Here is a 22,355-nt window from a genome sequence, read left to right on the forward strand (position 1 = left end):
GCAAGGGATATTTCCATGAGCGAGGGACACTCGACCTATACGCCCAAGACCGGCATCGGACGCTGGTTCGATTCGCGCATGCCGCTGCCGCGGCTGGTCTATGACAGCTTCATCGCCTATCCGGTGCCGCGCAATTTGAATTACGCCTGGACCTTCGGCGGCATTCTCGCGCTCATGCTGGCGGCGCAGATCCTGACCGGTATCGTGCTGGCCATGCACTACGCGGCCGACAGCACTCTCGCCTTCGATTCGGTCGAGAAGATCATGCGCGACGTCAATTCGGGCTGGCTGCTGCGCTACCTGCATTCGAACGGCGCGTCGTTCTTCTTCGTCGCCGTCTACATCCATATTTTCCGTGGCCTCTACTACGGCTCCTACAAGGCGCCGCGCGAGCTGCTGTGGATCCTCGGCTGCATCATCTACCTCTTGATGATGGCGACCGGGTTCATGGGCTATGTGCTGCCCTGGGGCCAGATGAGCTTCTGGGGCGCCACCGTCATCACCGGCTTCTTCACGGCGATCCCGCTGGTCGGCGACTGGATCCAGCAACTTTTGCTCGGCGGCTTCGCGGTCGACAATCCGACGCTGAACCGCTTCTTTGCGCTGCATTACCTGCTGCCGTTCATGATCGCCGGCGTCGTCGTGCTGCACATCTGGGCGCTTCACGTCGTCGGCCAGAACAATCCGACCGGCATCGAGGTCAAATCGAAGACCGACACGCTCGCCTTCACGCCTTACGCGACCATCAAGGATGGGTTCGGCATGATCGTGTTCCTGTTCGTCTTCGCCTATTTCGTCTTTTATCTGCCGAACTATCTCGGCCATCCGGACAATTACACCGTTGCCAACCCCCTGAAGACGCCGGCCCACATTGTGCCGGAATGGTACTTCCTGCCGTTCTACGCGATCCTGCGCGCTATCACCTTCAATATCGGGCCCATCAACTCCAAGCTCGGCGGCGTGCTCTGCATGTTCGGCGCGATTGTCATGCTGTTCCTGGTGCCGTGGCTCGACACCTCGAAGGTGCGCTCGGCAGTCTACCGGCCCTGGTACAAGCTGTTCTTCTGGCTGTTCGTGGCCGACGCCATCCTGCTCGGCTGGCTGGGCTCGCAGCCGGCCGAGGGCAGCTATGTGTTCATGGCGCAGATGGCGACGCTGTTCTACTTCGCCTTCTTCCTGGTAGCGCTGCCGGTACTTGGGCTGATCGAGACGCCGCGGCGGCTGCCGAATTCGATTACCGAGGCGGTGCTCGGGAAGAACAAGGGTGGCGGTGGACATCCTGCCGGCGCCACGGCCGCGCCGGAAACCAAAGGCTGAGCATGATCCCGAAAAGTGGAAACCGGTTTTCGGACAAGATCATGCTCGAGACGATGACAGCGCGTCAGAGAATCTCAAGGGGATTTGCATGAAGAAGATTCTCACCTCGCTGGCGCTGCTTGGCCTTGTGGCCGCTGGCATTGGGGCCACAGGCACTGGAGCGCGCGCCCAGGAAGAGGCGCACAACGAGGCGGCGCCGACGCATTTCCCGATACACGAACCAAAGGAAATGGACTGGAGCTTCGCCGGGCCGTTCGGCACCTACGACAAGGCCCAGCTGCAGCGCGGGCTGAAGGTCTACAAGGAAGTCTGCTCAGCCTGTCATTCGATGAATTTGGTGGCGTTCCGCACGCTGGAAGGCCTTGGCTATTCGGATGCGCAGATCAAGACGCTGGCGGCCGAATACACGATCCACGACGGCCCGAACGATGCCGGCGACATGTTCGATCGCCCCGGCAAGCCGTCCGACCATTTCCCGGCGCCGTTCCCCAATGCGGAAGCGGCGGCGGCGGCCAATGGCGGCGCAGCACCGCCCGACATGTCGCTGCTGGCCAAGGCGCGCGGCGTCGAACGCGGCTTCCCGCGCTTCGTCTTCGACATCTTCACGCAATATGCCCAGGGCGGTCCCGACTACATCCACTCGCTGCTGACCGGCTACGACCAGCAGCCGCCGGCGGGCATGGTCATACCGGAAGGCACGCATTACAATCCGTACTTCCTGTCCGGCGTGTCGCTGAAGATGCCGAAGCCGCTCTCTGACGGCCAGGTAACCTATGATGACGGCGCGCCGCAGACGGTCGACCAGTATTCGCGCGACGTGTCGGCCTTCCTGATGTGGGCGGCCGAGCCACACCTCGAGGATCGCAAGAAGACCGGCTTTCGCGTGCTGGCCTTCCTGCTGCTGTTCGGTGCGCTGGTCTACCTGACCAAGCGCAAGGTGTGGGCCGGCGTAGCGCACTGAGCCCTGCAACACACGAGACCGGGAGGGCGTCGAAAGGCGCCCTTTTCATTGCAGGCATTTCGATTCATTGCAGCCGTCGCTGAGCACGCCCTTTGCCGGACAATTTTCCGTCAGGCGTCACATGGCGGTAGCCGGACTTAGCTGCACCGGGTTACGATTGGCCAATTCCCTTCACGTCTTCAGCCGAATCTGAAAGGCCCGGAGAGCCGCTTGATGAAATCCTCGCTCGAAGAGACGCTGCTTGCCGCGATCCGCACCATTCCGGATTATCCCAAGCCGGGGGTCCTGTTTCGCGACATCACCACGCTGCTCGGCAATGCGCGGGCCTTCCGCCGCGCCATCGACGAGCTGGTGCATCCCTATGCCGGCCTCAAGATCGACAAGATCGCCGGCATCGAGGCGCGCGGCTTCATCCTCGGCGGCGCCATCGCCCACCAGCTCTCGGCCGGCTTCGTGCCGATCCGCAAGAAGGGCAAGTTGCCTTACGAGACGGTGCGCGTCGCCTACAGCCTGGAATACGGGCTGGACGAGATGGAGATGCACAAGGACGGTGTTTCTCCAGGCGAGAAGGTAATCCTCGTCGACGATTTGATCGCCACCGGCGGCACGGCCGAGGCGGCCGTCAAGCTATTGCGGCAGATCGGCGCCGATATCCTCGCCGCCTGCTTCGTCATCGACCTGCCGGACCTTGGCGGCCGAGAGAGGTTAGAGGCGCTCGGCGTACCGGTGAGGACGCTGATCGGGTTTGAGGGGCATTGAGCGTTTCTTCCTTCTCCCCTGTGGGAGAGGGAAAGAACTCCGCTCATTCCACCTTCACCAGCACGGCACTTTCGAATTCGATGACCTTGTCGCCGGTCGAATCGAAGGCCTCCGAGCAGAGCGTCAGCAGCCGCCAGCCCGGTCGCGAGGCAATGGGGCGATGGGCCAGCGCGGTGCGGGTGAAAGTCACGGTTTCCCCGGCATAGACAGGTTTGGGCCATTTGAGGTTCTTGAAGCCGGGCGAGGGGCCGAATTCCGGCACCGGCCCAGGACCGGGCCAGCGGGCGACCTCTGCCTCTATGCCAGCCTCGAGGTTCAATTTCATCCAGGTGGCGGCGGTGTGCCAGCCCGAGGCGCAGAGCCCGCCGAATATGCTGTTCCTCGCCGCCTCTTCGTCGATATGGAATATCTGCGGGTCGTATTTGCGGGCGAACGCCTTGATCGCCTCCGGTTCGAATCGATGTGAACCGAGCGTGACGGTGATACCGATGCAGAAGAATTCGTCGAGGCTCACGCACGGCCCTCGCGGGTGAGGAACATGACGGTGTTTTCGAGCTCGAAAACACCTTCGCCGCGCTGGTTGAACAACTCGCTGCGCATGGTCACCAGGCCAAGCCTGGGCTTCGATCTGGACAGTCGCTTGGCAAGGACGGTGGTGCTGCCGGTCAACAGGTCGCCGGCCAGGACTGGCCGTTTCCATTTGACCTGGTCGACGCCCGGCGCGCCCTGGGAGGTCGAGTCGAGCAGGAAGGCATCGCACAGCATGCGCATGAACATGGCGCAGGTGTGCCAGCCCGAAGCCGCCAGCCCGCCGAGAATGCTGGCCTGGCCCGCGGCCTCGTCGAGATGCATCGGCTGGGCATCGAATTCACCGGCGAATTCTATGATTTCGGCGGCACTTACCAGCTTGGTGCCGAGGTCGAGCGAAGCGCCCTCGATAAAATCCTCATAAGCCCAGGTCTTTGCGGTCATGGTCTGGAAATCCTGTTCAGGATTGTACGATCGCTACGGGTCCGGGTCCCGGATGCAGGCAGCGTGGCATTTGGTCAAGCAATTTCTATTGCGCCAGCCCGCTGCGCCCAAGCCGCAGCGCGGTATTGACGACCCTATAGCCAGCCGCGGCGGCGGAAATACCAGAAGGGCAGGATTGCCGAAAGCACCATCATGCCGATGGCGAAGGGATAGCCAAAGTGCCATTTGAGCTCAGGGATGATGTCGAAATTCATGCCGTAGATCGAAGCGACAAGCGTCGGCGGCAGGAAGATGACAGCGGCGACGGAGAAGATCTTGATGATGGCGTTCTGCTCGATCGAGATCATGCCGAGCGTCGCGTCGAGCAGGAAGCTGATCTTCTGCGACAGGAACGTGGCGTGGTCGGCGAGCGACAGCACGTCGCGCGACAAGGTCTTGATGCGAGCGCGGGTGTCCTTGCTCATCCTGCTTTGCGTGGAGGCATGGGCGAGAAAGCCGGCAAGGCGCTGCAGCGAGATCAGGCTGTCGCGGATCGAGGAGGCGAGGTCCTCCTTGCGGCCAATGCCTTTCAACAGCTCCTGGAAGTCGCGGTTGCGCTTGGAAACCTTGGTCGAGCGTGCCTCGAAGATGTCGCGCGAGATCGCCTCGACGTCGCGGCCGGCGCGCTCCAGAATGTCGGCGAGGCGGTCGACGATCGCCTCCAGCAGTCCGATCAGGATGGTGTCACCGCTGGTGCAACCGGTCGCCACCTTTTCGGCGCGCAGCGGAAAGGTCTTGAACGCCTTCGGTTCGTGGTACCGCACGGTGATCAGCCTGCTGCCGGCGAGCACGAAGGTAACCGGCGACATCAACGGATCGTTCACCTCGGTCTGCGCAGGCAGAATGGCGGTCATGAAGTAGGCGCCGTCCTCGACGTAGAGACGGCTCGAGATCTCGATCTCTTCCATCTCTTCGCGGGTCGGAACGGCGACGCCGAGCCAGGTCTCGATTGAAGTCTCTTCTTCCTTTGTCGGGTTGAAGAGGTCGACCCAGACGACAGTGTCGCTGTTTTGCAAGAGATCGTCGACCAGGCGCAGGCGATCATTGTCGACGACGAAGGCCTTGATCATCGCCGGGTCTCCCTTGCTGTTGCCAAAGAGCGTTCGTTTGGAGGGGGCGCGTCAGTCACATCGCACGGACACGGGCAGGCGAGGCGCGAGGCCGGTGCAGAGGCCCCTTAGACCCCGCACGATGGCCCGTCAAGCAGCGCAAGAGGCACTGCGACACCCTGCTTTGAAGTTTGTCATCGAGCGACGGCAATGGTGACCATCGGGCTCCCTCGCCGGGTCAGGTGTTGAACTTGAACAGCATGATGTCGCCGTCCTGGACGACATACTCCTTGCCTTCGTCGCGCGCCTTGCCGGCCTCCTTGGCCGCCACTTCGCCGCCCAGCCTGACGAGGTCGTCATAGGCGATGGTCTGGGCGCGGATGAAGCCGCGCTCGAAATCGGTGTGGATGACGCCTGCCGCCTGCGGCGCCTTGGCGCCCTTGTGCACGGTCCAGGCGCGTGTCTCCTTGGGGCCAACGGTAAAGTAGGTGATGAGCTGGAGCAGCTCGTAGCCGGCGCGGATGACCTTGTTCAGGCCGGGTTCGTCCAGACCGAGCGTTGCCAGGAATTCCATTTCCTCTTCGTCCGAGAGCTGGGCGACCTCGGCCTCGATCGCCGCGGAAATCACAACGGTGCGGGCACCTTGCGCGGCGGCCATCTTCTCGACCGCCCTGGTATGCGCGTTGCCGGTGGCGGCATCGGCTTCCGCGACGTTGCAGACGTAAAGCACCGGGTGTGAGGTCAAGAGATTCAGCCCCTGCAGGATGCGCAGATCCTCAGCCGAGATGCCGTTGAGCAGGATGCGGGCGGGCTTGCCGGCCTGCAACAGTTCAAGCGCCGCTTCCATCATCGGAAGTACGGTCGCTGCTTCCTTGTCCTTGCCGGCGGCACGCTTGCGGATCTGCACGATACGGCGCTCGAGGCTGTCGAGGTCGGCAAGCATCAATTCGGTCTCGACGGTCTCGGCATCGGCGACAGGATCGATGCGGCCCTCGACATGGGTGACGTCGTCATCCTCGAAGCAGCGCAGCACATGGACGATGGCGTCGACCTCACGGATGTTGGCGAGGAATTGGTTGCCAAGCCCTTCGCCTTTGGAGGCGCCACGCACCAGGCCGGCAATGTCGACGAACGAGATGCGGGTCGGGATGATCTCCTTCGACTTGCCGATCGCGGCGATCTTCTGCAGGCGCGGGTCGGGCACCGCCACCTCGCCGGTATTCGGTTCGATGGTGCAGAACGGATAATTGGCGGCCTGCGCCGCCGCCGTCCTGGTCAACGCATTGAAGAGCGTCGACTTGCCGACATTGGGCAAGCCAACGATGCCGCATTTGAAACCCATTTTTGTCTGGTCCTATCGGGAAATCGAAATTTGAGCAGGGCTATGGGCGAAAGCGCCGATGATCGTCAAGGCGCAATTCAATTCAGACGCTGCGCGATGTCATCGGTGCCTATCGCCAACGAACGAACGCCGGACCTGCTCAGTATTTGTAGAAGATGCCAGAACGCGTCGACCTCAGCGGTTCCGAAATCGATGGTCAGTTGCCCGTCGAGCAATTGCGCACTGTGAATGACGTTTCCGACGGTCTCTGATGTTTCACGCTCGCCATCGATATCGAACCAGCCGCGAAACCATTCGTCGAAGAGATCGCCGTCGAGCTCATTTATAGGGAATTTAAAATGAGCCTCATCCCACCTGAAAGGTGAGATGAGGACATCCATTCCACCCATCCCGGCGTGAATATCCGGAGAGAATTTCACATAGGAATCGCTGTTGATGAATTGCGGATTTGGCTGTCCGTCATTACTGACGAAATCAACCGCGATGAAATTTCGATAGAAGGAATCGACGTTCGAAAACTTGATTTCGGTCGCATGCGATCCTTGGCTGTTGCGAGCAAGTTCGCCGGCAGCGGCGACGAAATAATCAACATACTTCTGTCTGATGAGACGGACCAATTCCTGAATGTCATCCAGATCCATGGCTCAGTCCTTGCCGCCAAAAAGCTTCTTCAGCATGGCCGCCATCGGGCCGGTTTCGGGCAGCTTGGCCGCCGGCTGCTGCGGCCGCGCCTGGCGGACGTGGCTTTGCGCCTTTGGCGCCTTGGGCGGCGGGCGATCGTCGTCGTCCGTCGGCGTGAGCTTGTCGCGCAGCGCCAGCGTCACGCGGTTCATGAACGAATTGTCGTCGCCCTTGGCAAGCAATCCGGCACCATCGGCGATTGCGTCGAGCAGCACGTCCAGCCATTCGCGGTCGCCCTTGGCGAAATCGCCAAGCACATGGCCGTGCACCATTTCCTTGACGCCGGGATGGCCGACGCCGATGCGCACACGGCGAAAATCCTTGCCGACGTGCTGGTCGAGCGAGCGGATGCCGTTGTGGCCGCCGGAACCGCCACCGACCTTGACCCGCACCTTGCCGGCGGCAAGGTCGATCTCGTCATAAAAGACAGTCAGCGCCGAAGGGCCGAGCTTGTAGAAGCGCAAGGCTTCGCCGACCGACTGGCCGGACAGGTTCATGAAGGTCTGCGGCTTGATCAGGATCACCTTTTCGCCGGCAAGCGTGCCTTCGGCGATCAGACCCTGGAATTTCTTCGACCAGGGCGAAAAGGAATGGCGGCGGGCGATCGCGTCCGCCGCCATGAAGCCGACATTGTGCCGGTTGTTGGCGTATTTCGCGCCCGGATTGCCGAGGCCTGCAAAGACAAGCATCGTCGCCTCCGGGCGGGAAGGGGTTACTTCTCTTCGGCGGCAGGAGCCGCTTCGGGCGCAGCCGCTTCAGTCGTCTCTTCCGCAGCCTCCGGCTTCATCGCCGAGGAGCCGGCAATGGTCGCGATGGTGAAGTCGCGGTCGGAGATCACCGGCTTGACGCCGGCCGGCAAGGTGACGGCCGAAATGTGGATGGAATCGCCGATATCGGTACCGGTGAGATCGACGGTGATGAAATCCGGGATCGCATTGGCTGGGCAGTGGAACTCGACCTCGTGGCGCACGATGTTGAGCACGCCGCCGCGCTTGATGCCGGGCGACTTGTCTTCATTGATGAAGTGCACGGGCACATCGACGTTGACTTCGGTATCCTTGCCGATGCGCAGGAAATCGACATGGACAGGGAAATCCTTGACCGGGTCGAGCTGAAAATCCTTGGGCAGAACCTGGATCTTGTTGCCGTCGACATCGATCGTGGCGACCGTGGTCAGAAACCCGCCGCCATGGATCTTGTAGTAGATGTCCTTGTAGGTCAGCGCAATCGCCAGGGGAGGCTGCTTGTCGCCGTAAATCACTGCAGGCACTTTACCGTTGCGGCGAACTGCACGGGCGGACCCCTTACCGACCTGTTCGCGCGCTTCGGCCTTGAGCTCGTAAGTATCGTGGCTCATGGCATTTCCTTTCGCGTTGTTCTGGAGCGTTCGCGGCCGGCAACGTGCCGGGGCCGTAAACGTCGAAAGCCGCCGGGCCTGCATATCCGAAAGCCGGCAGCCGCATAAGCAAGCGGACCTTTGTTCGGGATCACAAGGGAAGGCAGCCTTCCGCCGCGTTGCCTCCAAGGGTGTCTACGCGGGTGGCGGCTCTATAGCCGAAGGCGGGAACGGGTGCAAGTCATGGCAGGCGACAGGTCTACAAGGGTTTCCCCCATAGCATGGCGACCACCCATGCCGATGTTATAAACACCGACATGCTGGCCTTCTTCAGGGCGTAAGGCCTTTCAGAACGTAACAAAAAACCCGCCATCTGCGGGTGATCTCGTGTCAGGTCGTGCCGATGTCAGGCGATGCTCAAGCCGCCATCGATCAGCATTTCCGCACCGACCATGAACGGGCATTCGTCCGAAGCAAGAAAAACCACCGCGTTGGCAATTTCCTCGGCGGTTCCGAAACGACGGGCAGGCACCAGGCCGACCACAGCTTTCGCACGCGCCTTCGCCGCTTCGGGGTCCAGCCCAAGTTTGTCGTTGAGCGGAGTGTCGATCGGACCCGGGCTGATCACATTGGCGCGAATACCGCGTTCTATCAGTTCGCCCGAGAGCGTCCGGGCGAGCGAAATCATGCCGGCCTTGGCCAGCGCATAGACGTGCGTTCCAGCCATTCCCATATGCGCGTTGACCGAGCCGCTGAGGATGATCGACGACGGGTTCGAAAACAGCGGAACGAGCGCCTTGACCAGGAAGTACGGCCCCTTGAGGTCGACGTCGATGCTCCTGTCAAACGCGGCCTCGGTCCAGTCGCCAAGCGGGCGCAGGTCGGCGATACCGGCATTGAGGAAGAGAGCGTCGAGCTTGCCGAAGGTTTCCTCGATCCGCCGCGCTATGTCGTTCTGGGCAGCAGCATCTCCGGCGTCGGCGGCAATGACAAGCACATCACTGCCGAGGATGGAGCGCGCCTCCTCGAGACGGCTCGTATTTGTTCCGGTGATAGCGACGCGCGCACCTTCCTCGATGAAACGTCGCGCCGTCACCAGGCCGATGCCGCTGGTGCCGCCGGTAATCAATGCGGCCTTGCCTTTTAGTCTGGACATAAGCGAATTGCCTTTCCTGGCGCGGAGCGCTGCGCAGCATCAGGGTTGAGTCCGGTATGTTCAACTTGAAGGCGTTGCTGACCAAAATTTTGCCTTCAGGGGTGACCCTCTCTAACAGGCTTTTCACCCGGCGTATGGTGAAAGAATCATCGAGGGCGCGGCAACTGTCGCGCCCTCGTATCAATTCCGAAAGATGAACTGATTTTTAGCTGGCCGCCGCCTCCATCTTCCTCGCTTCCTTCATGTTAGGCAGGAGGACCGTCAGCAGCCCGAGTAGCGGCAAATAGGAGCAGACCTGGAAGACGAAATCGATGCCCTTCATGTCGGCGACGACACCAAGCACGGCGGCGGCGATGCCGCCCATGCCGAAGGCGAAGCCGAAGAAGATGCCGGCGATCATGCCGACGCGGCCGGGCACCAGTTCCTGCGCGAAGACGACGATGTTCGAGAAGGCCGAGGACAGGATCAGGCCGATCAGCACGGTGAGAACCATTGTCCACTCGAAATTGGCGTAGGGCAGGGCCAGGGTGAAGGGCAGCACGCCGACGATCGAGAACCAGATCATCGCCTTCTGTCCGTAGCGGTCGCCGAACGGGCCGCCGAGCAGGATGCCCAGGGCCGAGGCGCCGAGGAACAGGAACAGCATGACTTGCGACATCTGCACCGAAACGCCGAATTTATGGATGGCATAGAAGGTGTAGTAGCTGGACAGGCTGGCGATGTAGGCGTTCTTGGTCAATACCAGCAAGGTCAGCATCGCCAGCGCGCCCAGGACCTTGCGGCGCGGGAAAGGCGAGACGAAGCCTGCCCCCTTGCGGGTGCCCTGTGCGGCGCGCAGGCGGCTGTACCAGCCGCCAACCTGCCACAGCACGATGATGCCGATCAGCGAGCCGCCGGCAAACCAGGCGATGCTGGTCTGGCCGAAGGGCACGACGATGAAAGCTGCCAGCAGCGGACCCATGGCCTGGCCGAAATTGCCGCCGACCTGGAACAGCGACTGTGCCAGACCGAACCTGCCACCAGAGGCGAAGCGGGCGATGCGCGAGGATTCCGGGTGGAAGATCGCCGAGCCGATGCCGATCAGCGAGGCGCCGATGAGGAGCAGCGAGTAATGTCCGGCATAGGCCAGCACGACCAGCCCGATCAGCGAAGAAGCCATGCCGTAGGGCAGCGAATAAGGCATCGGCCGCTTGTCGGTAATCATGCCGATCACCGGCTGCAGCAAGGATGCCGTCACCTGGAAGGTGAAAGTCAAAAGGCCGATCTGCCAGAAATCGAGACCGTAATTGTCCTTCAGCAGCGGATAGATCGCCGACAGCAGCGACTGCATGATGTCGTTGATGCAATGGCAGAAGCTCACCGCCAGGATGACGGTGAAGGCCGTCGCCTGAGCTGAAATGTGGCTGGCCGCTGCCGGCTTGGCGTCGGCGGTTGCTGTGGTATCGGTCAAGGCAGGCTCCGTGGTCTTTTTAGCGGGCGCTTCCGCAGGCGGTCTTATAGGCCGCAGCCTTATACGTTGCTTGTCACGCGACTTCTTTCGTGGTTTGGTCCAATAGTTTCGCAAGTGGGCCATAGCTGATGCCGCATGGCAGGGAAATGTTCAGAGCGGGCGACACCGATCTCGGGCTGTTGCATGAGCGTCGCTGGCAATGGCTGGAGCAGGCCGTAGGGCCGGCAGTGGCGCTGCCGACCGAATATCCGGACGGCTACCATGTGCCACGGCACCATCATAGCCGCAGCCAGTTGCTGCACGCGCTGGTCGGTGTCGTGCTGGTGACGACGCGGCATGGGCGCTGGATGGTGCCTCCGGACCACGCGATGTGGATCCCCGCCGGCACCGAACATTCCGTCGAGATGCTGGGCGACGTCAGCATGCGGTCCGTCTATGTGATGCCGGAGGCCATTCCCGGCCTGCCGGACGGGTTGCGTGTCGTCGGCATCACCGACCTGATGCACAGCCTGATCGTGGAATCGGAAAAGCTGCCGCAAGGCGCCGAGCTGGAGGGGCGGGGCGGGCTGATCATGAAGCTCCTGCTGCACGAAATCCCGAACCTGCCGGAACGGCCGCTCGGCCTTCCGTTCCCGTCCGATGCAAGGCTGGCGACGCTGTGCCGGCGCTTCGTCTCGGCACCGTCACCGCATGCGACGATCGACGAGTGGGCCGCTATCGTCGGCATGAGCCGCCGCTCTTTCACCCGCGCGTTCCACCGCCAGACCGGATTGTCGCTGTCGACCTGGCGTCAGCAGGCCTGTCTGTTCGCGGCGCTGCCACGGCTGGCCGACGGCGAGCCGATCACGAGGGTGGCGCTCGATCTCGGCTATGACAGCGTGCCGGCGTTCATCACCATGTTCAAGCGCATGCTGGGAGCCTCGCCACGCGGTTACATGCGGGGCGCCCGTGATGCTGGCGAAGGTGTGCGACGAATAAGCGGTCCGGCTCGGCCTGAGTCGCAGCCCTGAAGGGCGTCGCGTTCGACCGGCCTCATGCGAGGCGCTTTGGGTTCTTGATTTTATGCATGTCGTTATCGCAAAACCGCTGCACTTTGCGCGACACGCATCAATCGAACAGGCTCGACACCGATTCCTCGGTCGCCGTGCGCGAGATCGCCTCGCCCATCAATTCGGCGATGGAGATGACGCGGATATTGGCGGCGTCCAGCACTGCCTGGGTCGGCTGGATGGAATCGGTGATGACCAGTTCCTGCAGTTTCGAGGCGCCGATGCGGGCGATGGCGCCGCCGGACAAAACGCCATGGGTAGTATAGGCGGTGACACTGGTGGCGCCGTCGGCAAGCAGCGCATCGGCCGCATTGCACAGCGTGCCGCCCGAATCGATGATGTCGTCGATCAACAGGCAATCCTTGCCGCGCACGTCACCGATGACGTTCATGACTTCCGATTCGCCGGGGCGCTCGCGGCGCTTGTCGACGATGGCAAGCTGGGCGTCGATGCGCTTGGCGAGCGCGCGGGCGCGGACCACGCCGCCGACATCCGGCGACACCACCATGACATTGGCAAGCTGCTTGTATTTCGCTTTTACGTCGCGGGCCATGACCGGCACGGAAAACAGATTGTCGGTCGGGATGTCGAAGAAGCCTTGAATCTGGCCGGCATGGAGATCCAGGGTCAGCACCCGGTTGACGCCCGCCCTCGTGATCATGTTGGCGACCAGCTTGGCCGAGATCGGTGTGCGGCCCGAGGCACGGCGATCCTGCCTGGCATAGCCGAAATAAGGAATAACCGCAGTGATGCGCTTGGCCGAAGAGCGCATGAAGGCGTCGATCATGATGAGCAGTTCCATCAGATGATCGTTGGTCGGGAACGAGGTGGACTGCAGGATGAAGACGTCCTCGCCGCGCACATTCTCCTGGATCTCGACGAAGATTTCCTGATCGGCGAAGCGCCTGACGCTGGCCTTGCCCAGCGGAATGTTGAGGTAGCGGGCGACTGATTCGGCCAGCACCCTGTTGGAATTGCCCGCGAAGAGCTTCATGCACCGTTCCTGGCGAAGGATTGAGAGACTCCGATAGCACTCCAGCCTCTTAGTCGGGCTTTTAGCGGCCCGCGCCGGTATTGCAAGCGTCGTGAATGGGAATCCGCCGGCTAATCTCAATAAACGCTTACGGCTTGAGCATGCGGCGATAGAGCCAGTTCCATGCCGACGGAATCGGGATAGCTTCTAACTTTCAGTCTGAGCATGCTCTTTTCCGAAAACCGGATTCCACTTTTCGGAATCACGCTCCAGGTCAGCCGGCGCCGCCGCCAAGCCAGGTGGCGAACTGGTCGATTGCCTGGTCGGCAATTGCCTGCATGGTCGCCGGCTCGACCGCCGCCCAGCCTTCGCCGCCGCCAACAGAGGGCGCCTTCTGTTGGCCGTTGATGCGATGCAGCCGGTTGCCGGCCGGGTCATAGATGTCCCAGACGTAGATGACGGTGGTGTCCTTGCCTTCCGTCATGGTCGAGAAATAGCCCTTGAGCACATGCGTAGGGGTCTGGTCGGTGCTGCCGGCCAAGGTGATGCCGCGCTGCCTGGCGCGTGTCTGAAGCTCGGCGGTCAGCGGTGTCGCGGCTTCTACTGAGGCGCCGACGATCGGCGCCACCTGCAGCCGGGTCCGCGCAATGGCAGCCGCGCTTTTGGCGGGCGGCACGGCTGCTGCAGCGGAAGGCTGCGCTGTATCTGCGGTTTGCGCGGTGCCGGCAGGCTGAGCCGGAGTTGCGGGGGGCGTTGCGGCACCTCCGGCTCCGGAGAGCGATTGCGTCGATTGCGGGGCAATGGCCGAGGGTTCGAGAACGTCCTTCGCATTGGTGCAGGCCGCCAGTGCCAGCGCCACGAGCAATGACACGGTCGTCACATGCGATCGTCTCATTAGCCTGAAAACTCCTTGGCGACGAACGCCCCTCACACTCTTTCCATTATGGATTCACTGCACGATCAAGTCGAGATCATGGCGGGACAGCGGCTTCGGCTGGGATTCGGTGGTCAGATAGGTGCGGCCAAGCGTCATCGCGGTTTCGGTTTCGGAGTCCATGATGATCATATGGGCGAACAGCGTCATGTTCGGCGCAATCGGTTCGGGATTACCCTGATAGAACATCGGCATATCCATCCAGGACGGGGTGAAGCGGGCGCCGAGCGAATAGCCGCAGGCATTGAGCCGGTGCTTGGTCAAATTGTGGGCTTCGAGGGTGCGGGCATGGGCGTCGAACACGTCGCCGAACGTATTACCGGGCGTCATCGCCTTCTCGACTGCAAGTAGCGCGGCGCGGGCGGCATCGAACAATTCCTGGTGGCGTTTCGATACCTTGCCGGTCAACACCGTGCGCATCATTGCCGCATGGTAGTGGTGGAAGACACCGGCCCATTCGAGCGTCAGCTGGTCGTTCTTGGTGAGCTTGCGGCGACCGGCCTTGTAGCGGCAAAGCAGGGCGTCGACTCCGGAGCCGATGATGAACTCGTTGGCCGGATAATCGCCGCCGCCGGCAAAGATCGCACCTTGCATGGCGGCGAGGATCAGCGCCTCATCGCCGCCCTGCTTGATCAGCGGCAGTGCTGCGTCCAGCGCGTCGTCGGCCAGATTTGCGGCTTTTTCCGCCTTGGCGATTTCTGCCGGGCTCTTGAACAGCCGTAGCCGGCTGACAATGCCGGAGGCATCCGCGATCTGCCCGAAGGTCTGCAACTGCTCGTCGAGGCGCCGGCCATTATAGGCGGTCAGGCCGTGGGTGTCGTATTCGACGCCGATCCGGGCGCCGAGCAGGTCAAGCTCGTTGAGCAGATTGCGCAGATCTACCGCCGGATTGGCGCCGTTGCGGTCCGTCCACAAAACGATGTTGTCGATGATCGAGGTGTGGCGCGCCTGGCGCAAGTCGGCCGAACGCGTCAGCAGCACCATCGAGCCGTTGGCCTTGACCACCAGGCACTGGAAAAAGCAGAAGCCGAAGGTGTCGTAGCCGGTTAGCCAATACATGCTTTCCTGGGCAAACAGCAGGACGGCGTCGAGCTTCTTTTCGGCGATCTCGATCATCAGTCGATCGCGCCGCGCGTCGAATTCCGAGCGTTCGAAATGCAGCGCCATCAGTCAGCCTCCAAAACGATTGCCGAAACCTGCCGCCCGTAGTCGGGCTCGTTGCGATGCGTGCTGCGCCGATAGGAGTAGAAAAGCTCTTCCTCGGCATAGGTGCAGCGGCCAAGTCCTTCGGCGTTGACGCCGCCCTTGGTCAGCCGGTCGACCGTGTAGCGGTTGAGATCGAACATCGCGTGTCCGGCATTTGCGGAGGGCGCGAAATAGCGAGCATTGCCGGCATCGGCGTCGACGAAACGGGCGACGAATTCCGGTCCGACTTCGTAATTCCGTGGGCCGATCGAAGGACCGAGCACTGCGACGATGCGGTCGCGCCGGGCGCCGAGGCTTTCCATTGCCGCGATGGTGTTTTCCAGCACTCCGGTGAAAGCGCCTTTCCAGCCGGCATGGGCGGCGCCGATAATGCGCGCCTCGGCGTCGGCGAAGAGGACCGGTCCGCAGTCGGCGGTCGAGGCACCGACGGCAATGCCCGGCCGGTCGGTGACAATGGCGTCGGCCTTGGGCCGCTCGCCGGCAAAAGGCTCCCTGGCAATGACGACGTCCGGCGAATGAACCTGGTGAGCGGTCAGCAGATGGTTTGCAGGCACGCCCATCCATTCGGCGACCCGGCGGCGATTCTCGCGCACCAGCGTCTGGTCGTCGTTCGAGCCGGTGCCGATGTTGAGGCCCCGGTAGATGCCGCTGGAAATGCCGCCGACTCGCGTGAAGTAGCCGTAGCGGATGCCTTGCGCCGTTTCCAGCAAGGGCGACCGAACGGGATCCGGTTTGGTCTGATTCAGCATGGCGGCTTTGTTGTCCGTATGGGTGATTTCGTCAAGCGAGTTGAAGGGGCGCAGTTGAAGGCTGGTCAGTTGAAGGCTGGTCAGTTGAAGGCTGGCGCAGTTGATGTCGGGCGCTAGTCGGAGACGGGAGAGTGAGAGAGGCGGCAGCGAAAAGTCAATCCGTGCTTGGAAACGGCGGAACGGCAATGCCGGCGGGGAGGACGGCAAGCACCTTGAAGAGTTCGCCCATGGCCAGCGGGCCGGCCAGGCGCTCGACGTCGGCCGCGATCTTTTCGCGAGCTGCCTCATCGGCATTGGCGCCGAGCCGGCCAGCTCGTTCGAGAAGCCCCATCTTGAGCAGGAATTCACCTTGCGTTGAGAGGTGGGCATCGAGGCTGTGTGCCCGAACGGTTGCCGCGAGGGCAGCGAAATCGACATGGGCTGTGAGATCGGCCTGCCCCGGATTGGCCAGCACGTCCTCATGACCATGCTTGCGCAAGGCCTGCAAGGTGTCGCCGATCCCGGGCTGGAGGTGACCATAGTCGAGAAACAGGCCGGCGCCGCCAAATCCGGCAAGTCGCCCGGCGATGGCCGCCATCAGGGCGGCGCGGGCTGGCGCCACCTCGACGATGGCACCTTGCGGCGCATTCTCGGCACCCTCCGGCCGCAGCATCGGGTCAAGCGAGCCAGCGCCGACGAAAAAGCGCAGCCGGTTCGCATCGTCGAGACCGATCATCCGCTCGCGCCAGCCGGCCCCAGCGCGGACGAACTGGCGGATGGGCACCGCGTCAAACAGCTCGTTACCAACAATCAGAAGCGGCCCCTGCGGTAGTGTGTCGACGGCCTCATGCCAGGCGATGGTGGCCGACGTCCCGGCAAGCGTTCGTTTCTGGACCTCGGTCAACCGCAGACTGGTCTCGATCAAGGCGAACGATGCGCTGGCGGTAAGCGTCGGATCGAGCCGCGAAAGCGTGCGCAGCATATCTCTCATCAGCGTGCCGCGGCCGGGGCCTATTTCGGCGATGGCGACCGGCGTCGGCCGGTGGATCGCCAGCCACGCCTGATAGAGCCAGATGGCGACCAGCTCGCCAAACATCTGGCTGACCTCCGGCGCGGTGACGAAGTCGCCGGCGGCGCCGAACGGCTCACGTGTCGTATAATAGCCGTCCTGCGGATCGAACAGGCAGAGCGCCATGTATTCGCTGATGGGGATCGGTCCCACGGCACCGATCAGCTCGGCGATGCGGGTCTTCAGCCGCGTCATGCCGGCTGCGGTTTTGTCACCGGCTTGGCTGTAGCCATCGCCCAGATGCCGGCCAGCACCATCGGCAGTGACAGCACCATTCCCATGGTCAGCCAGCTCGTGCCAAGGAGGTAGCCAAGCTGCTGGTCGGGCTCGCGAAAGAATTCGACGAAGATGCGCGAGGCGCCATAGCCGGCGATGAAGGCGCCGCCGACGAAGCGCGGCGCCTTCAGCTTGAGCCGCGAATGGGTGAGGAAGCGCAGGACAAGGAACAACACCAGCCCTTCGAGCAGCGCCTCGTAGATCTGGCTCGGATGGCGTGCAAATGGGCCGCCATTGGGGAATTCGAATGCCCATGGAACGTCGGTCGGCCGGCCCCATAGTTCGGAATTGATGAAGTTTGCCAGGCGAACGAGGCCAAGCCCCACCGGCACGCCGGCGGCAACCACGTCGAACAGCGACCATGTGCGGATGCCACGAGACCGGGAAAACAGCGTCATTGCGAGAATGACGCCGATCAGGCCGCCATGAAACGACATCCCGCCCTGCCAGACGGCGACGATATCGAGCGGATTGGCAATGTAGCGCGGCAGGTCGTAGAACAGCACGTAGCCGGTGCGTCCGCCGAGCACCACACCGATGGCTGCCCAGACGATGAAGTCATCGAGGTCGACGGGCTTCATCGGCAGGGTGCCGTCGGGCCACAGTTTTGGGTTGGTGACGAGGCGCTTGGCATACCACCAGGCGAACAGAATGCCGACGATGTAGCCGACGCCGTACCAATGCACCGCCAGCGGTCCGATCCGGACGATGACCGGGTCGATGTTGGGAAAGGGCAGGGCGGCCAGCGGCAGCAAATATTCGCTCAACAGGGTCTCCGGGTTCCCAATCAGGTTCGGGCGCGGACCATGCGGCAGGCTTTTGGCGCGGTCAAGGCAAGCATATGCTTGCATTCCGAATCGCGCGCCACTACGTCAATTCGACCAAGCGAGGATTTGCCATGGCGACCGGACCGAACCGCATTCTCGATGAATTCGCCAAGCTGATGACCGATGCAGCCGGTGCCGCGCAAGGCGTGCGGCGCGAGGTGGAGACCGCCTTCAGGGGCCAGGCCGAGCGCATACTCAACTCCATGGACGTGGTGCAGCGCGAGGAATTCGAGGCCGCTCGCGACATGGCGGCGAAGGCCAGGGAAGAAAACACCCGCCTCGCCGCTCGCATCGAGGCGCTTGAGGCCAGGCTTGCCGAATTGACCGGTCAACCAGCGCCTGCGGCTGCGTCAAAGCCGCGTGCAAAAAAATAACAAGAAATAAATCGTTAAACTTTTCCACAAAGCCGGATCGCAAAAAGCGCTTTGTCGTGAATCGCTTACCGGTACTGCGTGAATCTTTGTGACAGCGCCTTTCCACATGCGAATGACGCAGTGCGAAAAATTTGGCTGGTCACGCGACTCCCGATCAATAGACTGAATTTGTTGCATGATTCGGAGCAGGGTCATGCGCCGGGCGGTGGGGTCCGGTCCGGGGTCTTTGCGTTGACGAAGTCCTGGCCGTCCGAGTTCTAGGCAGAATTGTTCGAGTGTGCCTCTCCAGCGGAGCGTGTGGTGGCGCTCCCAGAACGACAGGAAGCATTTCATGGAACTTCTCGAACTCGAATTCTCCCGCGAAATCCATCCGGTGGATGTTATCGAGCAGGTGGCGCACAACAACGATTGGTCCTTCGAGCGGGCCGGCGACGACGAGATCTCGATCTCTGTTGCCGGAAGCTGGACCGACTACCACGTTTCATTCTCCTGGATGGAGGACTATGAGGCGCTGCACCTGGCCTGCGCCTTCGACATCAAGGTCCCGGAGGCGCGCGCGCTCGAGGTGATGCGGCTGCTTTCGCTGATCAACGAGCAGATGCTATTTGGCCATTTCGACCTCTGGGAGCAGGAAGGCGCCATCATGTTCCGCCAGTCGCTGCTGCTGGCCGGTGGGGTCGAGCCGTCGAGCCAGCAGGTCGAGGTGCTGCTGTCGTCGGCGCTGGAGGCCTGCGAATGCTATTTCCAGGCGTTCCAGTTCGTCGTCTGGTCAGGCACTTCGGCCAAGGATGCGTTGGCCGGCGTGCTGTTCGAAACCTACGGAAACGCCTGACCGTCGATGAGTTCGAGCAACGCGCGAAAACCCGAGATCAGCTTTGCCGATTTCGACCGCATCGACATCCGCGCCGGCACGATCGTCGAGGCCGAGCCTTTTCCCGAGGCGCGCAAGCCGGCGATCAAATTGAAAATCGATTTCGGTCCCGTGATCGGGGTGAAGAAATCCTCGGCCCAGATCACGAAATATTATACGCCCGAAACCCTGATCGGCCGGCAGGTGTTCGCGGTGGTCAATTTCCCGCCGCGTCAGATCGGGCCATTCATGTCGGAAGTGCTGACGCTCGGCTTTCCTGACGAGGAGGGCGCCGTCGTCCTTGGCGCGATCGAGCGCAAGGTGCCGGACGGCGGCAGGTTGTTCTAGCTGCGCTGTTGTTCACGCAGCCAGTTTACGCCTGGTACCCAGCGCCTCTTCGACCGTTTCCATGAACATTTCCGCGCAGGCCTTCCAGCTGTAGCGCATCGCGCGTTGCCGCGCCTCGGCGCGGTCGACGTGAAGGGCGGCGAGCGCTGCTTGCCGCAGGTCGTCCGACACCGCGCCGCCGATGCCGTCGCCGACGATATCGATTGGTCCGGTGACGGGATAGGCTGCGACCGGCGTGCCGCTGGCCAGCGCCTCGATGATGACGTTGCCGAACGTGTCGGTACGGCTGGGGAAGACGAAAACATCGGCCGAGGCGTAGATCTCGGCCAGTTCGTCGTTCGGACGATGGCCGAGGAAATGGGCATCGGGATATCTGGCCTTCAGCTTCGCCAATTCCGGCCCTTCGCCTACGACCAACTTGCTGCCGGGCAGGTCGAGGTCGAGGAAGGCCGGCAGGTTCTTTTCGATCGCGACGCGGCCGACGCAGAGGAAGATCGGTCCGGGGAATCCCAGGTCCTTTCTTTTGTCCGGCCGAAAATGATCGGTGTCGACGCCGCGCGTCCACGGCCGGAGCTTGGTGAAACCGCGCGCCGCAAGATCGTTGGCAAGCGACTGTGTGGCAACCAGCGTGCCCTGTCCTGAATTGTGGAAATCGCGCAGCCAGCGATAGGCCCATGCTTCAGGCACCGGCAGGCGTGCGCTCAGATATTCCGGAAAACGTGTGTGATAGCTGGTCGTGAACGGGCGGCCGGCGTTGCGGCAGTAGCGCCGGGCCATAATGCCGAGCGGTCCTTCGGTGACGATATGGATGTGGTCCACCTTGCGCGCCTCGATCAGCCGCGCCACGCGGTGCGGCGTCGTCAGCGCCAGCCTGATATCGGGATAGGTCGGCAGAGGCAGGGTGCGAAAGATATTCGGCGTCAGGAAGTCCGTCTCGATATCGAAGGATTTCAGGGTCTCCGAGAGGCGCTCCAGCGTGTGGACGACGCCGTTGACTTGCGGGCGCCAGGCGTCGGTGACCATCAGGATGCGCATGGCGGTCCCTTGGCGGCAAGCTTGATTGGCTTGCCGCGATGCCTGAACGGCGACCACGCCGCAGCTCTGGCGTCGCACCAGCGCACCCGGGCAGGCGCGGGGTCGAAATGAGGCCGCAGGGCCGAATCAATCAGGATTGCGCGCTTCATTGGCGCTCTTCACCATGGTTTCATGACGGGCCGATGAAGGCCGGGTGTCGCTGCCGTCAAGCGGGGACCTTGATCACCGCCCGAAGGCCGCCGAGCGGGCTGCGTTCGAGGACGATGTCGCCGCCATGGCTGCGGGCAATGTCACGTGCGATGGAGAGGCCAAGGCCGGTGCCGCTGGCGTCGAGGTTGCGGGCCTCGTCGAGCCGCACGAACGGCTTGAATACATCCTCCCGCTTTTCGGGCGGAATGCCCGGACCGTCATCGTCGATGGTGACGAGCAGCGAACCGCGCCCATGATTGGCATTGATCTCCACCGTCTTGGCATAGCGGAATGCATTGCCGACGACGTTGGACAGCAGCCGGGCAAAGGCATTGGGGCGCACGTGCACATGCGGATCGCCGACAAGCACGGTCGACAGCTTGCGCTTGCGCAGCGCGGCTTCCTCGCGAAGCTTGTCGAAGAAGGCTTCGAGATCGAACTGACCTGCGTCTTCCGAAGCTTCGCCGCGTGCAAAGGCAAGGTAGCCTTCCAGCATCGACTGCATGTCGTCGATGTCTTGGTCGAGTGCCTGGGTATCGGCCGCCTTGGTCCCGGCAAGCGCCAATTGCAGTTTGAAGCGGGTGAGGATGGTCCTCAGATCGTGGCTGACGCCGCTCAGCATGGCGGTACGCTGCTCGAGCTGGCGTTCGATGCGTTCGCGCATCTGTATGAAGGCAAAGCCGGCGCGGCGGACTTCCTCGGCTCCGCGCGGGCGAAAATCGCGCGGCATCGGCCGGCCCTTGCCGAAGCTCTCGGCCGCCTCGGCCAGCGTCAGAATCGGCCGGATCTGGTTGCGCAGGAAGGGAATGGCGATCATCAGCAGCACCAGCGAGGTGCCGACCATCCAGATCAGGAAAATATGGGTGTTCGATGCATAGGCCTGGCTGCGGCGCACGAAGACGCGCAGCACCTTGTTCTCGAGCTGGACGCGGACCTCGACGATATTGGAATTGCCGACCGTATCGATCCAGAACGGACGGTTGATCTGGCGGGTGATCTCGGACGAAAGGATCTCGTCGAGGATCGAGAAGAACGGCTTTGGCCCGGGAGGCGGCAGCGGGTCGGGCGGCAGGAGGTCGACCTTCAGCTGCATGCGATCCTGGGCGATGCGGATGACGTTGGCGTAGTCGGCGTCGTGAGGATAGGTCTCTATCAGGTCGATGATGGCGGCGATGTCGCGCACCGTGGCCTGCGACAGGCGCTGCGTCACGGTCTGCCAGTGGCGCTCCATGAAGACAAAGGCGACGACCGACTGCAGCATGATCATCGGCGCGATGACGATGATCAGCGAACGGGCATAGAGCCGCTTCGGCATGTAAAGCGACACCAGGCGCCAGAAACGGTTCCAGGCGCGCGGCACGGCCTTGAGCGCCCGCGTCGCGCGAGCGCTCAAGCCGCCATCTCCCGGCCGTTCGAGTTGCGTGGTCGCCATTCG

Annotated in this window: 24 protein-coding genes and 1 pseudogene; 8 read left to right on the top strand and 17 right to left on the bottom strand. The window is 62.4% G+C overall.

The window, feature by feature from the left end; translation table 11 throughout:
• Positions 1 to 15: 15 nt before the first annotated feature.
• From NKI47_RS00925 to NKI47_RS00935, 3 genes are all read left to right on the top strand, one after another.
• A complete protein-coding gene (locus NKI47_RS00925) occupies positions 16 to 1,317 on the top strand; it encodes a cytochrome b (RefSeq protein WP_352586768.1) in 1,302 nt (433 codons plus the stop codon).
• An 88-nt stretch (positions 1,318 to 1,405) separates the two neighbouring features.
• Positions 1,406 to 2,278 (top strand): cytochrome c1, encoded by an 873-nt coding sequence (locus tag NKI47_RS00930; RefSeq protein WP_352586770.1) that lies wholly within the window; start codon positions 1,406 to 1,408, stop codon positions 2,276 to 2,278.
• 213 nt (positions 2,279 to 2,491) lie between these two features.
• On the top strand, positions 2,492 to 3,037 hold the full coding sequence (locus NKI47_RS00935) for an adenine phosphoribosyltransferase (RefSeq protein WP_023679476.1): 546 nt from the start codon (positions 2,492 to 2,494) through the stop codon (positions 3,035 to 3,037).
• A 43-nt stretch (positions 3,038 to 3,080) separates the two neighbouring features.
• On the opposite strand, the gene NKI47_RS00940 is transcribed toward NKI47_RS00935, so the two are convergent.
• From NKI47_RS00940 to NKI47_RS00970, 7 genes are all read right to left on the bottom strand, one after another.
• Entirely contained in the window at positions 3,081 to 3,551 is a 471-nt protein-coding gene (locus NKI47_RS00940; RefSeq protein ID WP_352586772.1) for a MaoC family dehydratase, read from the bottom strand.
• Positions 3,548 to 4,009, bottom strand: coding sequence for a MaoC family dehydratase (locus tag NKI47_RS00945; protein ID WP_352575772.1), 462 nt, complete (start codon positions 4,007 to 4,009; stop codon positions 3,548 to 3,550). Before NKI47_RS00945 ends, NKI47_RS00940 begins: the two co-directional genes overlap by 4 nt.
• A 134-nt stretch (positions 4,010 to 4,143) precedes the next feature.
• Entirely contained in the window at positions 4,144 to 5,118 is a 975-nt protein-coding gene (gene corA / locus NKI47_RS00950; RefSeq protein ID WP_352508136.1) for a magnesium/cobalt transporter CorA, read from the bottom strand.
• A gap of 217 nt (positions 5,119 to 5,335) precedes the next feature.
• Positions 5,336 to 6,439 (bottom strand): redox-regulated ATPase YchF, encoded by a 1,104-nt coding sequence (gene ychF, locus NKI47_RS00955; protein ID WP_352586775.1) that lies wholly within the window; start codon positions 6,437 to 6,439, stop codon positions 5,336 to 5,338.
• A 77-nt stretch (positions 6,440 to 6,516) separates the two neighbouring features.
• Positions 6,517 to 7,080 (bottom strand): hypothetical protein, encoded by a 564-nt coding sequence (locus NKI47_RS00960; protein ID WP_352568010.1) that lies wholly within the window; start codon positions 7,078 to 7,080, stop codon positions 6,517 to 6,519.
• A 3-nt stretch (positions 7,081 to 7,083) separates the two neighbouring features.
• Complete coding sequence (gene pth / locus NKI47_RS00965) at positions 7,084 to 7,809, bottom strand: aminoacyl-tRNA hydrolase (protein WP_352568009.1); 726 nt, start codon at positions 7,807 to 7,809, stop codon at positions 7,084 to 7,086.
• 23 nt (positions 7,810 to 7,832) lie between these two features.
• Positions 7,833 to 8,477: a 50S ribosomal protein L25/general stress protein Ctc gene (locus NKI47_RS00970; RefSeq protein WP_352469743.1), complete on the bottom strand. Its 645-nt coding sequence runs from the start codon at positions 8,475 to 8,477 to the stop codon at positions 7,833 to 7,835.
• Between the two features lie 224 nt (positions 8,478 to 8,701).
• Here NKI47_RS00970 and NKI47_RS00975 point away from each other — a divergent pair.
• Positions 8,702 to 8,797, top strand: a pseudogene (locus NKI47_RS00975) (alpha/beta fold hydrolase); the annotation flags it as partial.
• Between the two features lie 65 nt (positions 8,798 to 8,862).
• On the opposite strand, the gene NKI47_RS00980 reads toward NKI47_RS00975, so the two are convergent.
• Positions 8,863 to 9,612: an SDR family oxidoreductase gene (locus tag NKI47_RS00980; RefSeq protein WP_352586778.1), complete on the bottom strand. Its 750-nt coding sequence runs from the start codon at positions 9,610 to 9,612 to the stop codon at positions 8,863 to 8,865.
• 205 nt (positions 9,613 to 9,817) lie between these two features.
• The gene (locus NKI47_RS00985; protein ID WP_352586780.1) at positions 9,818 to 11,062 is read right to left on the bottom strand and encodes an MFS transporter; all 1,245 of its coding nucleotides are present in this window, start codon (positions 11,060 to 11,062) and stop codon (positions 9,818 to 9,820) included.
• Between the two features lie 128 nt (positions 11,063 to 11,190).
• Between NKI47_RS00985 and NKI47_RS00990 the strand changes: the two genes are divergently transcribed.
• On the top strand, positions 11,191 to 12,072 hold the full coding sequence (locus tag NKI47_RS00990) for an AraC family transcriptional regulator (RefSeq protein WP_023678428.1): 882 nt from the start codon (positions 11,191 to 11,193) through the stop codon (positions 12,070 to 12,072).
• A 97-nt stretch (positions 12,073 to 12,169) separates the two neighbouring features.
• Here NKI47_RS00990 and NKI47_RS00995 read toward each other — a convergent pair whose 3' ends face one another.
• The 6 genes from NKI47_RS00995 to lgt form a co-directional block, all read right to left on the bottom strand.
• Positions 12,170 to 13,105, bottom strand: coding sequence for a ribose-phosphate pyrophosphokinase (locus NKI47_RS00995; protein ID WP_023678427.1), 936 nt, complete (start codon positions 13,103 to 13,105; stop codon positions 12,170 to 12,172).
• Between the two features lie 253 nt (positions 13,106 to 13,358).
• Positions 13,359 to 13,979: a hypothetical protein gene (locus NKI47_RS01000; RefSeq protein WP_352586782.1), complete on the bottom strand. Its 621-nt coding sequence runs from the start codon at positions 13,977 to 13,979 to the stop codon at positions 13,359 to 13,361.
• Between the two features lie 54 nt (positions 13,980 to 14,033).
• The gene (locus NKI47_RS01005; protein WP_352586784.1) at positions 14,034 to 15,185 is read right to left on the bottom strand and encodes a M24 family metallopeptidase; all 1,152 of its coding nucleotides are present in this window, start codon (positions 15,183 to 15,185) and stop codon (positions 14,034 to 14,036) included.
• The gene (gene pgeF / locus NKI47_RS01010; RefSeq protein ID WP_352586942.1) at positions 15,185 to 16,057 is read right to left on the bottom strand and encodes a peptidoglycan editing factor PgeF; all 873 of its coding nucleotides are present in this window, start codon (positions 16,055 to 16,057) and stop codon (positions 15,185 to 15,187) included. The genes NKI47_RS01005 and pgeF overlap by 1 nt, the downstream gene beginning before the upstream one ends.
• A gap of 70 nt (positions 16,058 to 16,127) precedes the next feature.
• Positions 16,128 to 17,216 (bottom strand): class I SAM-dependent methyltransferase, encoded by a 1,089-nt coding sequence (locus NKI47_RS01015; protein WP_352586786.1) that lies wholly within the window; start codon positions 17,214 to 17,216, stop codon positions 16,128 to 16,130.
• Positions 17,213 to 18,064: a prolipoprotein diacylglyceryl transferase gene (gene lgt / locus NKI47_RS01020; RefSeq protein WP_352450498.1), complete on the bottom strand. Its 852-nt coding sequence runs from the start codon at positions 18,062 to 18,064 to the stop codon at positions 17,213 to 17,215. Before lgt ends, NKI47_RS01015 begins: the two co-directional genes overlap by 4 nt.
• A 131-nt stretch (positions 18,065 to 18,195) precedes the next feature.
• On the opposite strand from lgt, the gene NKI47_RS01025 reads away from it, so the two are divergent.
• The 3 genes from NKI47_RS01025 (at position 18,196) to NKI47_RS01035 (ending at position 19,696) form a co-directional block, all read left to right on the top strand.
• Complete coding sequence (locus tag NKI47_RS01025; protein ID WP_352469829.1) at positions 18,196 to 18,498, top strand: accessory factor UbiK family protein; 303 nt, start codon at positions 18,196 to 18,198, stop codon at positions 18,496 to 18,498.
• Between the two features lie 331 nt (positions 18,499 to 18,829).
• A complete protein-coding gene (locus NKI47_RS01030) occupies positions 18,830 to 19,330 on the top strand; it encodes a type III secretion system chaperone family protein (protein ID WP_023678420.1) in 501 nt (166 codons plus the stop codon).
• A gap of 6 nt (positions 19,331 to 19,336) precedes the next feature.
• On the top strand, positions 19,337 to 19,696 hold the full coding sequence (locus NKI47_RS01035) for a tRNA-binding protein (protein WP_352568003.1): 360 nt from the start codon (positions 19,337 to 19,339) through the stop codon (positions 19,694 to 19,696).
• Positions 19,697 to 19,708: 12 nt separating this feature from the next.
• Here the strand turns inward: NKI47_RS01035 and NKI47_RS01040 are convergent, their stop codons facing one another.
• Positions 19,709 to 20,731: a glycosyltransferase family 4 protein gene (locus NKI47_RS01040; RefSeq protein ID WP_352568002.1), complete on the bottom strand. Its 1,023-nt coding sequence runs from the start codon at positions 20,729 to 20,731 to the stop codon at positions 19,709 to 19,711.
• Positions 20,732 to 20,936: 205 nt separating this feature from the next.
• Complete coding sequence (locus tag NKI47_RS01045) at positions 20,937 to 22,352, bottom strand: ATP-binding protein (RefSeq protein ID WP_023678416.1); 1,416 nt, start codon at positions 22,350 to 22,352, stop codon at positions 20,937 to 20,939.
• Positions 22,353 to 22,355: the final 3 nt, after the last annotated feature.

The sequence above is a fragment of the Mesorhizobium sp. M0633 genome (assembly GCF_040320645.1).
Classification (GTDB): domain Bacteria; phylum Pseudomonadota; class Alphaproteobacteria; order Rhizobiales; family Rhizobiaceae; genus Mesorhizobium.

Bases quoted from the DNA above. Each gene is read 5' to 3' on its own strand.
- NKI47_RS00925 (WP_352586768.1), top strand. From the start codon at position 16: ATGAGCGAGGGACACTCGACCTATACGCCCAAGACCGGCATCGGACGC.
- NKI47_RS00930 (WP_352586770.1), top strand. From the start codon at position 1,406: ATGAAGAAGATTCTCACCTCGCTGGCGCTGCTTGGCCTTGTGGCCGCT.
- NKI47_RS00935 (WP_023679476.1), top strand. From the start codon at position 2,492: ATGAAATCCTCGCTCGAAGAGACGCTGCTTGCCGCGATCCGCACCATT.
- NKI47_RS00945 (WP_352575772.1), bottom strand. From the start codon at position 4,009: ATGACCGCAAAGACCTGGGCTTATGAGGATTTTATCGAGGGCGCTTCG.
- corA (WP_352508136.1), bottom strand. From the start codon at position 5,118: ATGATCAAGGCCTTCGTCGTCGACAATGATCGCCTGCGCCTGGTCGAC.
- ychF (WP_352586775.1), bottom strand. From the start codon at position 6,439: ATGGGTTTCAAATGCGGCATCGTTGGCTTGCCCAATGTCGGCAAGTCG.
- NKI47_RS00960 (WP_352568010.1), bottom strand. From the start codon at position 7,080: ATGGATCTGGATGACATTCAGGAATTGGTCCGTCTCATCAGACAGAAG.
- pth (WP_352568009.1), bottom strand. From the start codon at position 7,809: ATGCTTGTCTTTGCAGGCCTCGGCAATCCGGGCGCGAAATACGCCAAC.
- NKI47_RS00970 (WP_352469743.1), bottom strand. From the start codon at position 8,477: ATGAGCCACGATACTTACGAGCTCAAGGCCGAAGCGCGCGAACAGGTC.
- NKI47_RS00980 (WP_352586778.1), bottom strand. From the start codon at position 9,612: ATGTCCAGACTAAAAGGCAAGGCCGCATTGATTACCGGCGGCACCAGC.
- NKI47_RS00990 (WP_023678428.1), top strand. From the start codon at position 11,191: ATGCCGCATGGCAGGGAAATGTTCAGAGCGGGCGACACCGATCTCGGG.
- NKI47_RS00995 (WP_023678427.1), bottom strand. From the start codon at position 13,105: ATGAAGCTCTTCGCGGGCAATTCCAACAGGGTGCTGGCCGAATCAGTC.
- NKI47_RS01000 (WP_352586782.1), bottom strand. From the start codon at position 13,979: ATGAGACGATCGCATGTGACGACCGTGTCATTGCTCGTGGCGCTGGCA.
- NKI47_RS01005 (WP_352586784.1), bottom strand. From the start codon at position 15,185: ATGGCGCTGCATTTCGAACGCTCGGAATTCGACGCGCGGCGCGATCGA.
- NKI47_RS01015 (WP_352586786.1), bottom strand. From the start codon at position 17,216: ATGACGCGGCTGAAGACCCGCATCGCCGAGCTGATCGGTGCCGTGGGA.
- NKI47_RS01025 (WP_352469829.1), top strand. From the start codon at position 18,196: ATGGCGACCGGACCGAACCGCATTCTCGATGAATTCGCCAAGCTGATG.
- NKI47_RS01030 (WP_023678420.1), top strand. From the start codon at position 18,830: ATGGAACTTCTCGAACTCGAATTCTCCCGCGAAATCCATCCGGTGGAT.
- NKI47_RS01035 (WP_352568003.1), top strand. From the start codon at position 19,337: ATGAGTTCGAGCAACGCGCGAAAACCCGAGATCAGCTTTGCCGATTTC.
- NKI47_RS01040 (WP_352568002.1), bottom strand. From the start codon at position 20,731: ATGCGCATCCTGATGGTCACCGACGCCTGGCGCCCGCAAGTCAACGGC.
- NKI47_RS01045 (WP_023678416.1), bottom strand. From the start codon at position 22,352: ATGGCGACCACGCAACTCGAACGGCCGGGAGATGGCGGCTTGAGCGCT.